General features: G+C 71.7%; 11 protein-coding genes. 4 read left to right on the top strand and 7 right to left on the bottom strand.

Annotation, left to right across the window (positions count from 1 at the left end; all coding sequences use genetic code 11):
- Positions 1 to 38: 38 nt before the first annotated feature.
- Entirely contained in the window at positions 39 to 650 is a 612-nt protein-coding gene (locus tag ACIGXO_RS28615; protein WP_399792506.1) for a hypothetical protein, read from the bottom strand.
- A 223-nt stretch (positions 651 to 873) separates the two neighbouring features.
- On the opposite strand from ACIGXO_RS28615, the gene ACIGXO_RS28610 reads away from it, so the two are divergent.
- On the top strand, positions 874 to 3,699 hold the full coding sequence (locus ACIGXO_RS28610) for a penicillin acylase family protein (protein WP_399792504.1): 2,826 nt from the start codon (positions 874 to 876) through the stop codon (positions 3,697 to 3,699).
- A 108-nt stretch (positions 3,700 to 3,807) separates the two neighbouring features.
- On the opposite strand, the gene ACIGXO_RS28605 is transcribed toward ACIGXO_RS28610, so the two are convergent.
- The 3 genes from ACIGXO_RS28605 to ACIGXO_RS28595 form a co-directional block, all read right to left on the bottom strand.
- The gene (locus ACIGXO_RS28605; RefSeq protein ID WP_399792502.1) at positions 3,808 to 5,142 is read right to left on the bottom strand and encodes a serine-threonine protein kinase; all 1,335 of its coding nucleotides are present in this window, start codon (positions 5,140 to 5,142) and stop codon (positions 3,808 to 3,810) included.
- A 96-nt stretch (positions 5,143 to 5,238) separates the two neighbouring features.
- Entirely contained in the window at positions 5,239 to 6,570 is a 1,332-nt protein-coding gene (locus tag ACIGXO_RS28600; protein ID WP_399792732.1) for an MFS transporter, read from the bottom strand.
- A 129-nt stretch (positions 6,571 to 6,699) separates the two neighbouring features.
- Positions 6,700 to 7,965 (bottom strand): exo-beta-N-acetylmuramidase NamZ domain-containing protein, encoded by a 1,266-nt coding sequence (locus tag ACIGXO_RS28595; RefSeq protein ID WP_399792500.1) that lies wholly within the window; start codon positions 7,963 to 7,965, stop codon positions 6,700 to 6,702.
- 183 nt (positions 7,966 to 8,148) lie between these two features.
- Between ACIGXO_RS28595 and ACIGXO_RS28590 the strand changes: the two genes are divergently transcribed.
- The 3 genes from ACIGXO_RS28590 to ACIGXO_RS28580 all read left to right on the top strand — a co-directional run bounded on the left by ACIGXO_RS28590 (position 8,149) and on the right by ACIGXO_RS28580 (position 11,334).
- Positions 8,149 to 8,922 carry an SDR family oxidoreductase gene (locus ACIGXO_RS28590; RefSeq protein ID WP_399792498.1) on the top strand — a complete coding sequence of 258 codons (774 nt, stop codon included), beginning with the start codon at positions 8,149 to 8,151 and terminating at the stop codon, positions 8,920 to 8,922.
- A gap of 87 nt (positions 8,923 to 9,009) precedes the next feature.
- Positions 9,010 to 10,671: an AMP-binding protein gene (locus tag ACIGXO_RS28585; protein WP_399792495.1), complete on the top strand. Its 1,662-nt coding sequence runs from the start codon at positions 9,010 to 9,012 to the stop codon at positions 10,669 to 10,671.
- Between the two features lie 69 nt (positions 10,672 to 10,740).
- Positions 10,741 to 11,334: a TetR/AcrR family transcriptional regulator gene (locus tag ACIGXO_RS28580; RefSeq protein ID WP_399792493.1), complete on the top strand. Its 594-nt coding sequence runs from the start codon at positions 10,741 to 10,743 to the stop codon at positions 11,332 to 11,334.
- A gap of 244 nt (positions 11,335 to 11,578) precedes the next feature.
- Here the strand turns inward: ACIGXO_RS28580 and ACIGXO_RS28575 are convergent, their stop codons facing one another.
- The 3 genes from ACIGXO_RS28575 to ACIGXO_RS28565 all read right to left on the bottom strand — a co-directional run bounded on the left by ACIGXO_RS28575 (position 11,579) and on the right by ACIGXO_RS28565 (position 14,376).
- Positions 11,579 to 12,793 (bottom strand): acyl-CoA dehydrogenase, encoded by a 1,215-nt coding sequence (locus ACIGXO_RS28575; protein ID WP_399792491.1) that lies wholly within the window; start codon positions 12,791 to 12,793, stop codon positions 11,579 to 11,581.
- An 8-nt stretch (positions 12,794 to 12,801) separates the two neighbouring features.
- Complete coding sequence (locus ACIGXO_RS28570) at positions 12,802 to 13,842, bottom strand: phosphotransferase family protein (protein WP_399792489.1); 1,041 nt, start codon at positions 13,840 to 13,842, stop codon at positions 12,802 to 12,804.
- A gap of 189 nt (positions 13,843 to 14,031) precedes the next feature.
- Entirely contained in the window at positions 14,032 to 14,376 is a 345-nt protein-coding gene (locus ACIGXO_RS28565) for a DUF202 domain-containing protein (protein ID WP_399792487.1), read from the bottom strand.

The raw sequence follows: 14,376 nt of genomic DNA, 5'->3' as shown, positions 1-14,376 counted from the left end.
CTGGTGCTGCCCTGTGTTGCCGCGTGCTGCCGCGTGGCTCAGGCCGCGGCGAAGGCCCGGTCGGCGTTGGCGCGCCGGGCGGCGGAGAGCGTGGCGGTGGTCAGGACCGCCGACGGGGTGACTACTCCGCATTCCTGGCAGACCGGCCCGTTCACCGCGTGTGCCCCGTCCGTGTGCCAGACGAAGCGGCGGCCCCCGCACACCGGGCAGTCCTCGCGCTGCCGGCCCGACTCCATGGCCACGATCACCCGGCGCAGTACCTCGGCCAGGCGCGCGGTCGGATGCCGGTGCGGTGACTCGCAGGGCACGATGTCGCACCCGCCCCAGGTGCGCAGGTGCCATTCGTGCAGGGCGCCCGGCTGCCGGATGCCCTCGTGCTTCTCACGCCGCCTTCGAGCGGCGAAGTCCTCTTCGTAAGCGAGCCAGAGGTTGCGTGCCTCCTCCAGTTCCGCCAGGGCGGCCATGAGCCTGCCCGGGTCAGGGTTGCGGTCCTGCGTCCCGATGCCCGCGCGGGTGCACAAGTGATGCCACGTCGCCCGGTGCCCGTACGGGGCGAACCGTTCGAGGCATTTGCGCAGCGCCGTCCGCCGCTGGGTCGCGACGAGCCCGGGGTTGCGGACCTGCTCGGCGAGAGCTCTGAAACCGGCCAATTCATCCCACCTCCGTGGGGAGGAACCCGACTGGACATGGAATGGACGTAACGGGACGGCATCTGGATCCATCGAACTGCCGTACGAAAGCGGGGTGTTACCTGGGTTGTTGGGGTGACGCATGGGGAAAGGGAGGGGTTGGACAGAAGTTGACTGTTGTTCATCTTCCGTCGCGCGCTTACCGGCGGTAACGTCCAGCGCACCCGCCTCCCAAGGAGCAGGAATGCGACGACGTACCGGAGGACGCGCCGCTGCCGCCGTGGCAGCGGTGTGCGCCCTGGGGGCCAGCGCCCTGGCACCCCTCCCCGCCGCGGCGGCCACCGCGGACCCCCCACCCGTCACCGACCACTGCCAGGGCCAGTGCGCCGACATCCTGCCGCCCGGCGAGAACGGCAATGCCACCCTCGCCGAGATCCTCGGCAACAAGCTCTTCGGCACCCGGCCGGCGCACGCCTCCGACCAGCTCGGCCCGTACAACGACCTGAACGGCGGCTACCAGTCGCTGACCGACGACACCCTGAAGAACTTCTTCAACGACGCCTCCTTCGGCGTCCCCGAGGACCAGGTCGGCAAGGTCACCCAGCCGCGCGACGACGTCACGATCACCCGTGACAAGAAGACGGGCGTGCCGCACATCAAGGGCACCACCCGCTACGGCACCGAGTACGGCGCCGGATACGCCGCGGCCCAGGACCGGCTCTGGCTGATGGACCTCTTCCGGCACATCGGCCGCGGCGAGCTGACCTCCTTCGCCGGCGGCGCGCTCGCCAACCAGGGCCTGGAGCAGGAGTTCTGGCCGAAGGCCCCGTACACCGAGCAGGACCTGAAGGACCAGGTCGAGTCGATCCGGAAGAACAACGGGCCGCGCGGCGAGCAGGCCATGGCGGACGCCCAGGCGTACGTCGACGGCATCAACGCCTACCGCGAGAAGTCCAAGAAGGGCCGCTACTTCCCCGGCGAGTACGTGCTGACCGGGCACGTCGACGCGGTCACCAACGCCGGGGAGATCAAGCCCTTCGAGCTCACCGACCTGATCGCCCTCGCGTCCGTCGTCGGCGGGCTGTTCGGGAACGGGGGCGGCGGCGAGGTACCGCAGGCCCTCGCGCTGCTGGAGGCGCAGCAGAAGTACGGCGTCGAGAAGGGCACCGAGGTCTGGGAGTCCTTCCGCGAACGCAACGACCCCGAGGCCGCGATGACGCTCCACGACGGCCAGTCCTTCCCGTACGCGGTCAAGCCGAAGAACGCCAAGGGCACGGCGCTGCCCGACCGCGGCTCGGTCACGCCCGAACCCCTGGTGTACGACCGGAAGGGCGCGGCCACCGCCAAGAGCGACCCGCCGCAGGCGGACGTGGAGACCCCGAAGAAGCTCAAGCCCCTCGAAGGCGTCTTCAAGGACGGCGTGCTCCCGAAGGGCAGCTTCGACGCCACCCAGCACCGTGGCATGTCCAACGCCCTGCTGGTCTCCGGCAAGCACACCGCGAGCGGCCACCCGGTCGCCGTCTTCGGGCCGCAGACCGGCTACTTCGCCCCGCAGCTGCTGATGCTCCAGGAGATCCAGGGCCCGGGCATCAGCGCCCGCGGCGCGTCCTTCGCGGGCGTCGGCATGTACGTCCAGCTCGGCCGCGGCCAGGACTACGCGTGGAGCGCCACCTCCGCGAGCCAGGACATCACCGACACCTACGCGATCGAGCTGTGCAACACCGACGGCTCCAAGCCCACGAAGGACTCCACGTCCTATCGCAAGGACGGCCGGTGCGTGCCCATGGAGAAGCTGGAGCGCACCAACTCCTGGAAACCGACGGTCGCCGACCCCACGGCCGCGGGCTCGTACCGGATGCAGGTCTACCGCACCGACTACGGCGTCGTGACGCACCGCGCGACCCTCGAGGGCAAGCCCGTCGCCTACACCGCGCAGCGCTCCACCTACCGCCACGAGGCCGACTCCATCATCGGCTTCCAGATGTTCAACGACCCGTCCTACGTCCAGGACGCCAAGTCCTTCCAGAAGGCCGCCCAGCACATCGGGTACGCCTTCAACTGGTTCTACGCCGACTCCAAGGACGTCGCGTACTACAACAGCGGCCTGAATCCCGTCCGCAACCCGGACGTCGACCCGTCCCTCCCCGTACGCGCCGAGAAGGCGTACGAGTGGAAGGACTGGGACCCGAAGGCCAACACCTCCGACACCACCCCGCCCGCTCAGCACCCGCAGTCCGTCGGCCAGGACTACTACATCTCCTGGAACAACAAGCAGGCCAAGGACTACGACTCGGCAGGCTTCGGCAACGGCTCCGTGCACCGCGGCAACCTCCTCGACGACCGGGTCAAGGAGCTCGTACGGGACGGCGGCGTCACCCGCGCCTCCCTGACCCGCGCGATGAGCGAGGCCGCCGTCACCGACCTGCGCGGTGAGGACGTCCTGCCGGAGCTGCTCAAGGTGGTGCGCTCGGCACCGGTCGACGACCCGAAGGTCAGGACCGCCGTCCAGCAGCTGGAGGCGTGGCGCAAGGACGGGGCGCGGCGCCACGAGACCAGCCCGGGGTCGAAGACGTACGCCCACTCCGACGCCGTGCGGATCATGGACGCCTGGTGGCCCCTGATGATCGAGAAGGTCTTCGAGCCGGGCCTGGGGGACGGCCTCTACGACGCGCTCAAGTCCAACATCGCCGTCGACGAGTCGCCCTCGGCCGGGCACGGGCCGACCGGCAGCCACGCCGGCTCCGCCTTCCAGTACGGCTGGTGGTCCTACGCCGACAAGGACCTGCGCGCCGTGCTCGGCGAGAAGGTACGCGGCGGCCTGGCCGAGCGGTACTGCGGCAAGGGCGACGTGGACGCGTGCCGCGACACCCTCGTCAGCACGCTGCGCGAGGCGGCCGCGAAGACCGCCGAGCAGGTCTACCCGGGCGATGACGCCTGCAAGGCCGGTGACCAGTGGTGCGCGGACGCCATCATCCAGCGCGCGGTCGGCGGCATCACGCACGACCCGATCAGCTGGCAGAACCGGCCCACCTACCAGCAGGTGGTGGAATTCCCGAGCCACCGCCGGTAGTTCGGGAAAGCGGTGCGGTGCGCGGAGCTGTGGGGGCTTCGCGCACCGCACCCGCTGTACGCGCTGAGCGCACCGCGGCCGTCGTACGGGCCGCGCGCACCGCGGCCGTCAGGCGCGGCCGACCCGGCCCGCCTCCAGGATCACCCGGGCCAGCTCCGGGTGGCAGATGTCGCTGTGCGCGCCGGCCGGCGGCCCGCCGCGCCGGACCACGGCGGAGGCGTCCACGTTCACGCACCCCGGCGACGTCGGCAGCTCCTCGCCCAGCCGGAGCCGCCGGGTCCCCGCCACCGCCTGGATGCCGTCGAACCCGATCGCACCCCACCGGTCGAACAGCCCGAGGAAGCTCGCGGAGTCCCCGGCCAGCTTCGACGCCAGCGGATAGAACGTGCCGAGCGCGTCGTCGTGCCGGGAGTAGCAGCTCACCAGCGGGCCGTCGATCCGCTCCTGCATGCCCTCCAGCGCCCCGGCGCGGGCCCGGTCGTGCGGCAGCTCCGGGGAGAACGCATAGTGCGAGAAGGCGCCTTCCAGCAGCGTCACCGACTTCACGAGCCGCGCGTCCGGCTCCAGCCCGCGCAGCGCGTACGAGACCAGCCGGGCGCCGAAGGAGTGTCCGGCAAGGTGCACCCGCACCCCGGCCGCCGCGTCCGCCAGCCGGCCGAGCACCGGGCCCAGCCCCAGCCGGCCGACCGTCCCCGCGCGCCGCTTGACGGCGTAGTAGGAGCCCTGCCGGAGCAGTTCGCGGGCGCCGTGCCACGTCCGGGTCAGCCCGCCGCCGAACAGCGGCCGCTGCTCGGCGTCCACGTCCTCGCCCGGCCACACCGCCACGCCCGCCGACCGCAGCGCCGCCGTGAAGACCTCGCAGACCTCCAGCGGGTCGTCGGTCAGCATGGCGGGCAGGCCGTCCCCGCTGTCCGCGGCGAACAGCAGGTCCGGGCTGTCCTGCCGGACGGAGACCAGCTCCCGCACCAGCCGCGCGAATTCGTCGAACGCCGAGCGCGCGTCCGGCCGCTCCGACAGCAGCTGCGCGAGCCGCTCCAGCACCATCTCCCGGCCGGGGAACGCCTGCGCCAACTCGCGCCGCAGGGAGTCCTCCAGTACCGGTTCGCCGGCGGCTGCGGCGGCGCGGGGAGCGGCCGCGGTGGGCGGCGAGGGATCGAAGTCGGGGATCGGCTCGTCGGTGAAGCGCAGCGCCGGCCAGATCACGCCCGCGTACCCCACCCGGGCCCGGCTGCCCGCCAGCAGCTCCGGGAAGGGTTCGAAGAAACGGGTGTACAGCCGGGTCGCCCGCGACCGGTCGTTGTTCCACCCGTGCGCGAACACCACGAGATCGGTCAGCCGCTCCCGCTGCACCCCGGCAAGCAGGGCATCGCGCTGCTCCTGATCGACGTCCCCGTCGGTGTCAAACGTCAGTTCCCAGTACGGCGTCACCCCGACACCCGCCATGACGACCCCCTCAGCTGCCGCTCGTGCAGCGCATCGTCCTGCGCATCGGCCGTTCCCGCCATACGCAGCGCTACGGCGAACGCCGGAGTGCCGGGGTCAGGCCAGCTCGCGCTCCCTGGTCTCCGGCAGCACCAGCACGCACAGCAGGGAGACCACGGCCATCGCGGAGACGTACCAGCCGACGGAGGAGGAGCCGAAGGCGGCCTGCAGACGGGTGGCGATCAGCGGGGAGACCGCGCCGCCGAGGACACCGCCGAGGTTGTAGGCGAGCGAGGCGCCGGAGTAACGGACCCTGGTGGAGAACAGCTCGGGCAGGTAGGCGCCCATCGGGCCGTAGACGACGCCCATGCAGAACAGCGCGCCGCCGAGGGCGAGGGCCACCAGCACCGGCGACTCGGTGTCCAGCAGCGGGAAGAGGACCAGGCCCCAGACGACGGCGAGGCCGCAGCCGGCCAGGACGAGCTTGCGGCGGCCCGCGCCGTCGGAGCGGGTCGCGGCGAGCCAGGTGCCGGCGGCGAGGAAGAGGCAGGCGACCAGGGACAGGGCCAGCATGGTGTTGCGGGAGATGCCGAGCGTGCCGGTCGCGTAGGAGAGGCAGTACGTCGTGGCCGTGTAGAACAGCCCGTACGCGATGATCATGCCGCCCGCGCCGAGCAGCAGCTCGCGCCAGTGGCCGCGGATCACGTCCAGCGTGGGGACCTTGCTGGCCTCCTGCGCGTCCATCACCTTCGCGAAGACCGGCGTCTCACTGATCTTCAGCCGGACGAACAGGCCGACCGCGACCAGCAGGAACGACAGCAGGAACGGGATGCGCCAGCCCCAGGACCGGAAGGCCGCGTCGTCCAGCGAGGCGGACAGCAGCCAGAAGATGCCGGTCGCGGCGAAGAAGCCGACGGACGGGCCCAGCTGCGGGAAGGCGGCGTACAGGCCGCGCCGCTTCTTCGGGGCGTGTTCGACCGCGAGCAGCGCCGCGCCGCCCCACTCGCCGCCCAGCCCGATGCCCTGCACGAAGCGGAGCAGGATCAGCAGCAGCGGGGCCCAGATGCCCAGCGTGGCGTAGCCGGGCAGCAGCCCGACGAAGGCCGTGGACAGGCCCATCAGCAGCAGCGAGACGACCAGGACGGACTTGCGGCCGACCCGGTCGCCGAAGTGCCCGAAGACGATCGAGCCGAGCGGCCGCGCCGCGAACGCCACCGCGTAGGTGGAGAAGGACGCGAGGGTGGCGTTCACCGGGTCCAGGGTCGGGAAGAACGCCTGGTTCAGTACGAGCGCGGCCGCGGTCCCGTAGATGTAGAAGTCGTAGAACTCGATGGCCGTTCCGATGAACGACGCCACGGCCACCCGCCGCAGGCTCTCTGAGCTGCCCTCGCCGCCGGCGGGTCCGGCCGTGGTCTCTTCTGCTGTCGCTTCGCTGTGCACGAGCCGCATGCTCACGGTCGTTGTATGGGGCAGTCAATAGGTGGGACGTGTGGTCTCGGCTACTGAGACGGCTGTGCTACTGAGACGGCTGTCTTGGGCGGGCCCGGCCGAGGGCCGCTCCGGCGCGGGCGGCCCGGCTCAGTGGTAGCGCAGGTAACCGGCGCGCAGCGCACGGAACTTCGCGAGGTCCGCCTGCCAGGCGCCGACGACCTCGTCCGTCCCGGCCCCCGCGTCGATCATCGTGCGTACCTTGTCCGAGCCCGCGAGCCGGTCGATCCCGTTGTCCGGGCGCCAGGCGAACTGCTGCCACACCTTCTTCGCCGTCACCAGCAGCGCGATGCCGGTCCGCACCGGGTCGAACGCCGCCCGGTCGTGGACGTGCAGCTGCACCCCGCCGATCGTCTTCCCCTGGAACTTGGAGAACGTCGGCGCGAAGTACGCCTCACGGAAGCGGACGCCCGGCAGCCGCTCGGCGCTGACCGCCTCGGCCCACTTCCGGTCGATGCCTTCCGCACCGAGCAGCTCGAACGGCCGTGTCGTGCCCCGCCCTTCGGAGAGGTTCGTGCCCTCGAAGAGGCACGTGCCGGAGTAGACCAGCGCGGTGTCCGGGGTCGGCATGTTGGGGCTGGGCGGCACCCACGGCAGCCCGGTCGCGTCGAAGAAATCGGCGCGCCGCCAGCCCTTCATCAGGACGGTGTCCAGCCGTACCGCCTTGCCGGCCGCCGCGGGCACGAACCGCTCGTTGAAGAGCAGCGCCAGCTCCGCCACCGTCATCCCGTGCGCCTGCGCGATCGGCTCCCGGCCGACGAACGAGGCGTACTTCTTGTCCAGCACGGGACCGGACGCCTCGCGCCCGGTCACCGGGTTCGGCCTGTCCAGCACGACGAACCGTTTCCCCGCCATGGCCGCCGCCACCATGCAGTCGTACAGCGTCCAGATGTAGGTGTAGAAGCGCGCGCCCACGTCCTGGATGTCGAAGACGACCGTGTCGACCCCGGACTCGGTGAAGATGTCCGCCAGCGCCCGGCCGCTCTTCTGGTACGTGTCGTACACCGGCAGCCCGGTCGCCGGGTCGGTGGACTTCCCCTCCGAACCGCCCGCCTGCGCCGTGCCGCGGAAGCCGTGCTCGGGGCCGAACACCGCGGTCAGCCGTACGCTCCCGGCCGCGTGCATCACGTCCACGAGGTGCGCCGCGTCCTGGGTGATGCCGGTCGGGTTGGTGACGACGCCGACCTGCTGCCCGGAGAGCAGCGCGTACCCGTCGGCGGCGAGCCGGTCGAAACCGGTCCGCACCGGGCGGCCGGCGGACGGTGGGGGAGCCGCCGACGCCGTGCCCGGGGCACCGGCGAGCACGCCGGTCATCGCGCCGGTGACCGTCAGCAGGCTCCGTCTGGACAGGGCCATGCGCACACCTCCGTGATCGGGGTTCGTGTGCTGTGACGCTAACGCGCGCGAGGCCGCACGGGAACGCACCGCACAGGGCGGGTCGGGCCCTTCCCTTCGGTGCGCCGGGCCCTTCCCTTCGCACATACCGACTGGTTAGTCTGCCGTTCGGTCGTGATGCCGGTCGAGCCGAGGGAGACACACGTGGAAGCCGTGCGGGACAAGACCGTGGTGGTCACCGGGGCGGGCGGCGGCATCGGTGCCGCCCTCGCCGCCCGCTTCACCGCCGAGGGCGCGCGGGTCGTCGTCAACGACCTGGACAAGGAGAAGGCCGAGCGCACCGCCGCCGAGCTGGGCGCGATCGCGCTCCCCGGCGACGCCTCGACGATCGTCCCGGCGGCCCGCGAGGCCCTCGGCGGCCGCATCGACATCTTCTGCGCCAACGCGGGCGTGGGCACCGGCGGCGGCCCCGAGGCCCCCGACAGCGACTGGGACTTCGCCTGGGACGTCAACGTCATGGCCCACGTACGGGCCGCGCGCGAGCTGATACCGGAGTGGCTGGAGCGCGGCAGCGGCCGCTTCGTCGCCACCGTCTCGGCCGCCGGCCTGCTCACCATGATCGGCTCCGCGCCGTACAGCGTGACCAAGCACGCCGCGTACGCCTTCGCCGAATGGCTCTCCGCCACCTACCGGCACCGCGGCATCGACGTGCACGCCATCTGCCCGCAGGGCGTCCGCACGGACATGCTCAGCAACACCGGGTCCGCCGGCGACCTCGTCCTCACCGCCGGTGCCATCGAGCCCGCCGCCGTCGCCGACGCGCTCTTCGAGGCGATCACCGAGCGGCGCTTCCTGGTCCTGCCGCACCCGGAGGTCGCCGGTTACTACGCCGCCCGCGCCGCCGACCCCGACCGCTGGCTCGGCGGCATGAACCACCTCCAGCGCAAGCTCGACGCCGCCACGGACGCCGGCGCCTGAACAGCGCGCACGCGCACAGCACCGTACGGCGCGGCGGGGACGACCGCGCCCACCACCGGGACGAGAAGAGAGAAGGGCCGCACGCCGATGACGTCGTACCAGGACAAGCCGTGGCTGTCGCAGCTGAACGAGGCACAGCGCGCCCCCGTGCACCCGCACCCCTCCACCCTGCACGCCTTCAAGGAAGCGGTCCGCCGGGTCCCCGACCGGACCGCACTGGCCTACTTCGACGGCCGGCTGTCCTACGCCGAGACCGACGCGCTCTCCGACGGCATCGCCGCGTACCTCGGCGACCAGGGCTTCCGCCCCGGCGACCGCGCCGCGATCATGCTCCAGAACACTCCCCATTTCGTCCTCGCGCTCTTCGGCGTCTGGAAGGCGGGCGGCGTCGTCGTCCCCGTCAACCCCATGTACAAGTCCGGCGAGATGACCCACGTCCTCACCGATGCCGAGGTCACCGCCGTGATCTGCGCCGACCACACCTGGGACGGCTTCCTCCGCGAGACCGCGGCCGCCGCCCCCTCCGTACGCATCGCGCTGACCGCCTGCGAACGGGACCTGCAGACCAGAGACGACGCCCGCGTACTGCGCGGCGAGCGCCTCGGCCCGCGCGAGGGCGCCGACGACCTGCTCGCCACCGCCCGCGCGTACGAGGGACGCGGCCCCGCCGCCGACGTACCCGAGCTCACCGCCGACGACATCGCCCTGATCAGCTACACCTCGGGCACCAGCGGCACGCCCAAGGGCGCCACCAACACCCACGGCAACATCTCCTACAACGCCGAACGCCAGCGCACCGGCCTCGGGCTCCCCGACGGCGCCGCCTACTTCGCACTCGCGCCGCTCTTCCACATCACCGGCATGGTCTGCGAGCTGGCCTCCTGCATCACCGGCGGCGGCACCCTGGCGCTGGCGTACCGCTTCGAGGCCGGCGTCGTCCTGGACGCCTTCCTGGAGCACCGCCCGGCCTTCACCGTCGGCCCCTCCACCGCGTACATGGCCCTGATGGCCCACCCGGACGTCACCCGCGACCACTTCTCCTCCTTCACCACCATCTCCTCGGGCGGCGCCCCGCTGCCGCCCGCCCTGGTCGAGAAGTTCCGCGCGGACTTCGGCCCGTACATCCGCAACGGGTACGGCCTCACCGAGTGCACGGCCCCCTGCGCCAGCGTGCCGCCGCAGCTGGAGGCGCCCGTCGACAAGGTCTCCGGCACCCTCGCGGTCGGCGTGCCGGGCCCCGACACGGTCGTGCGGATCATCGACGACCAGGGCCGGGACGTGCCCTTCGGCGAACAGGGCGAGATAGCCGTCCGCGGGCCCCAGGTCGTCCCCGGCTACTGGCGCCGCCCCGACGCCACCGCCGAGGCGATCCCCGACGGCGAGCTGCGCACCGGCGACATCGGCTTCATGGACACCGACGGCTGGCTGTACGTCGTCGACCGCAAGAAGGACATGATCAACGCCTCCGGCTTCAAGGTCTGGCCGCGCGAGGTCGAGGACGTGCTCTACAGCCACCCCGCCGTGCGCGAGGCGGCCGTCGTCGGCGTCCCGGACTCCTACCGCGGTGAATCGGTCAAGGCGTACGTCAGCTTCCGCCCCGGCCAGTCCCCGGACCCCGCCGAGCTGGCCGCCTACTGCAAGGAACGGCTGGCCGCGTACAAATATCCCCGCGAGGTGGAGGTCCTGCCCGAACTGCCGAAGACGACGAGTGGGAAGATCCTCCGACGGGAGCTCCGCAACCGCGGCTAGCCTCCGGTGAACCAGCACGTGAGTACGTGCACGTGAGTACGTGAGTACGGAGAAGGACAGGTGAGGGCGATGGCCGGCACGACGGACGGGAGCACGAAGCCCGTGGCACAGCGGCTGCTGGCCACCGCCACCCGGCTCTTCGCCGAGCAGGGGTACGACCGGACCTCGGTCCAGGAGATCGTCGAGGCGGCGGGCGTCACCAAGGGCGCCCTGTACCACTACTTCGGCTCCAAGGACGATCTGCTGCACGAGGTCTACGGGCGCGTCCTCCGCCTCCAGCAGGAGCGCCTGGACCACTTCGCGAACGCCGACGCGCCGGTGGAGCAGCGCCTCCGCGACGCCGCCGCGGACGTGGTCGTCACGACCATCGAGAACCTCGACGACACGAAGATCTTCTTCCGCTCCATGCACCAGCTCTCGCCGGAGAAGGACAAGCAGGTACGCGCCGAGCGCCGCCGCTACCACGAGCGCTTCCGCGCCCTGATCGAAGAGGGCCAGCGCGCCGGCGTCTTCACCGCCGAGGTCCCCGCCGACCTGATCGTCGATTACCACTTCGGCTCGGTCCACCACCTCGGCACGTGGTACCGCGAGGGCGGGCCCCTCACGCCCCGCGAGGTCGCGGACCACCTGGCGGATCTGCTGCTGCGGGCGCTGCGGCCGTAGGGACGGACCTTCTGCTGCGGGCGCTGCGGCCGTAGGGGCGGACCTTCTGCTGCGGGCACTGCGGGCACTGCGGGCACTGCGGGCGCTGCGGGCGCAGGGAAGGCGCCGGGTGCGCGGGGCCCGTAGGTGCGGCCGATTCGTATGACTGCGGCGCTGCCCCCGATTGCGCAGACCCCCAGCCCCCCACCTCGGGGGTTACCCAGGTGAGGGGCTGTGAACGCTCGCCGCGCTCAACCCGTTCGGGTTACAGGTACTTCTTGATCTCCCGGCGGGCCAGGGAGCGCTGGTGGACCTCGTCCGGGCCGTCCGCCAGGCGGAGCGTGCGGGCGCCGGCCCACAGTTCGGCGAGCGGGAAGTCCTGGCTGACGCCGCCCGCGCCGTGCAGCTGGACGGCCTGGTCGATGATGTCCACGACCGTGCGCGGCGTGGCGATCTTGATGGACTGGATCTCCGTGTGCGCGCCCTTGTTGCCGACCGTGTCCATCAGCCACGCCGTCTTCAGGACCAGGAGCCGCAGCTGCTCGACGGCGACCCGCGCGTCCGCGATCCACTCCTGGACGACGCCCTGCTGGGCGAGCGGCTTGCCGAAGGCGGTACGTGCCACCGCCCGCTTGCACATCAGCTCGATCGCCCGCTCGGCCATGCCGATCAGCCGCATGCAGTGGTGGATCCGGCCGGGGCCGAGCCGCGCCTGGGCGATGCCGAAGCCGCCGCCCTCCTCGCCGACGAGGTTCGCGGCCGGGACGCGCACGTTCTCGAAGAGCACCTCCGCGTGGCCGCCGTGGGAGTGGTCCTCGTACCCGTAGACCTGCATCGCGCGCTTGACCGTCAGGCCCGGCGTGTCGCGCGGGACGAGGATCATCGACTGCTGGCGGCGGATGTCCTCGCCGTCCGGGTCGGTCTTGCCCATCACGATGAAGATCTGGCACAGCGGGTTCATCGCGCCGGAGATGTACCACTTGCGGCCGTTGATGACGTAGTCGTCGCCGTCCCGCTCGATGCGCGTCTCGATGTTGGTGGCGTCGGACGAGGCCACCTCCGGCTCGGTCATCGCGAACGCGGAGCGGATCTCGCCCGCGAGCAGCGGCTCCAGCCACTGCTTCTTCTGCGCCTCGTTGCCGAACTGCGCGAGTACTTCCATGTTGCCGGTGTCCGGCGCGGCACAGTTCAGCGCGGTCGACGCGAGCTGCGGGGAGCGGCCGGTGATCTCCGCGAGGGGCGCGTACTGGAGGTTGGTGAGCCCGGCACCGTACTCCGAGTCGGGGAGGAACAGATTCCACAGCCCCCGCTTGCGGGCCTCCGCCTTCAGCTCCTCCACGATCGCCGGGGTGTCCCAGGGCGAGGCGAGCGCGGCCCGCTGCTCGCGCGCGACCTGCTCGGCGGGGTAGACGTGCTCGTCCATGAACGCGAGCAGTTTCTCGCGCAGCTCCTGCGTGCGGGCGTCGAATGCGAAGTCCATGAGCGTGCTCAGCCTTCCTTCACGGGGGACAGGGTGGAGAGAGTGCGGCGGCCGTTCTCGATGAAGCGCGGCACGACCTCGCCGATCCGGTCGAAGCCCGCGCCGACGGTCTGCCCGAGCGTGTAGCGGTAGTGGATGCCCTCGAGGATCACCGCGAGCTTGAAGTACGCGAACGCGGTGTACCAGGCGACCTGCGAGACGTCGCGTCCGGACCCGGCCGCGTACCGCTCGATCAGCTCGCCCGGTTCCGGGTGGCCCGGGGCGCTGCGGGTCGTGGTGACCGGCGAGTCGGGGGACTCCTCCTGCTCGCTGTACATGGCCAGCAGGCCCAGGTCGGTGAGCGGGTCGCCGAGCGTGGACATCTCCCAGTCCAGTACCGCCGCGATCCGGTCGTCCGCGCCGACCAGGACGTTGTCCAGGCGGTAGTCGCCGTGCACGATCGCGGGCGCGGGGGAGTCGGGCAGCTTCCTGCCCAGCGCCTCGTGGAGTTCGTCGATACCGGGCAGGTCGCGGTTCCTGGAGGCGGCGAGCTGCTTGCCCCAGCGGCGCAGCTGCCGCTCCAGGAACCCGTCGGGCCGCCCGAAGTCGCCCAGGCCCACCGACTCCGGGTCGACGGCGTGCAGGTCGACAAGGGTGTCGACGAGGCGGAGGACGATGTCGCGGGTGCGCTCGGGGCCGAGCGGACGCAGTTGTTCGGCGGTGCGGTACGGAGTGCCGTCCACGAGCTCCATCACGTAGAACGGCGCCCCGATGACCTCCTCGTCCTGGCAGAGCGCCAGCGTCTCCGGCACCGGCACCCGGGTATCGTGCAGCGCGCTGATGACACGGTGCTCGCGGGCCATGTCGTGCGCGGTGGCCAGGACGTGGCCGAGCGGCGGGCGGCGGACGACCCAGTGCCCGGTGCCGTCGGTGACGCGGTAGGTGAGGTTGGACCGCCCGCCCTGGACCAGCTCGGCGCTCAGCGGGCCCGCCACCAGTCCCGGGCACTCCCGGTCCAGGTGGGCGCGGAGCCGCCCCAGATCGAGGCCGGGCGGATTGTCCTTGCTCATCGTGCGCCTCCGTGTGCTGACCGGTGGAGTATGACCGTCCACGATCATGCCGACTAGTCGGTATGGCGTCCAGAGGGCAGAGCGGACCGGTTGGGGAGGAGGGGTGTTCCGCGCGTCACACGAAGGCCCCGGCGAGCTGGGGTGCGGTGACGCGTGAGCCTCGCGTACCGCGCCCGCCCGGGGCCGGGCCTACAGTGCGATTGCCGCGCCCAGGCCCACCAGTATCAGCGTGCAGGCCGTCGTGAGGAGGGCCGTGCGGGTGGTCATCGGGCGGGGGCGGCCTGCCGAGGCGGGGGCGGTCAGGGTGCGCATCCGGGTGTGGGCCGCGGTGAGGAAGGCCAGGCCGGCGAGGACCAGGAGTGCGACGAGGGCGACCTCCGTCCCGGTGGGTTCGCCGGTGAGCAGCACCTGACGCCAGGCCAGTACCACGGCCACCGCGCAGGACAGCGTCGTGCGCCGCCACGCCATCCGGGTCCGCTCGGGCTGCAGCCCCGGGTCCCGTACGGCCTCCTGGCGTCCCTCCGTACCGCCCAC

Origin of the sequence: Streptomyces sp. NPDC053542, assembly GCF_044544685.1 — a bacterium.
Classification (GTDB): domain Bacteria; phylum Actinomycetota; class Actinomycetes; order Streptomycetales; family Streptomycetaceae; genus Streptomyces.
Note: the sequence above shows the minus strand (reverse complement) of the source record. Positions and strands in the feature narration are given on the sequence as shown.

Coding starts and splice junctions, on each gene's coding strand:
- ACIGXO_RS28610 (WP_399792504.1), top strand. CDS start 874: ATGCGACGACGTACCGGAGGACGCGCCGCTGCCGCCGTGGCAGCGGTG.
- ACIGXO_RS28605 (WP_399792502.1), bottom strand. CDS start 5,142: ATGGCGGGTGTCGGGGTGACGCCGTACTGGGAACTGACGTTTGACACC.
- ACIGXO_RS28600 (WP_399792732.1), bottom strand. CDS start 6,570: ATGCGGCTCGTGCACAGCGAAGCGACAGCAGAAGAGACCACGGCCGGA.
- ACIGXO_RS28595 (WP_399792500.1), bottom strand. CDS start 7,965: ATGGCCCTGTCCAGACGGAGCCTGCTGACGGTCACCGGCGCGATGACC.
- ACIGXO_RS28585 (WP_399792495.1), top strand. CDS start 9,010: ATGACGTCGTACCAGGACAAGCCGTGGCTGTCGCAGCTGAACGAGGCA.
- ACIGXO_RS28580 (WP_399792493.1), top strand. CDS start 10,741: ATGGCCGGCACGACGGACGGGAGCACGAAGCCCGTGGCACAGCGGCTG.
- ACIGXO_RS28575 (WP_399792491.1), bottom strand. CDS start 12,793: ATGGACTTCGCATTCGACGCCCGCACGCAGGAGCTGCGCGAGAAACTG.
- ACIGXO_RS28570 (WP_399792489.1), bottom strand. CDS start 13,842: ATGAGCAAGGACAATCCGCCCGGCCTCGATCTGGGGCGGCTCCGCGCC.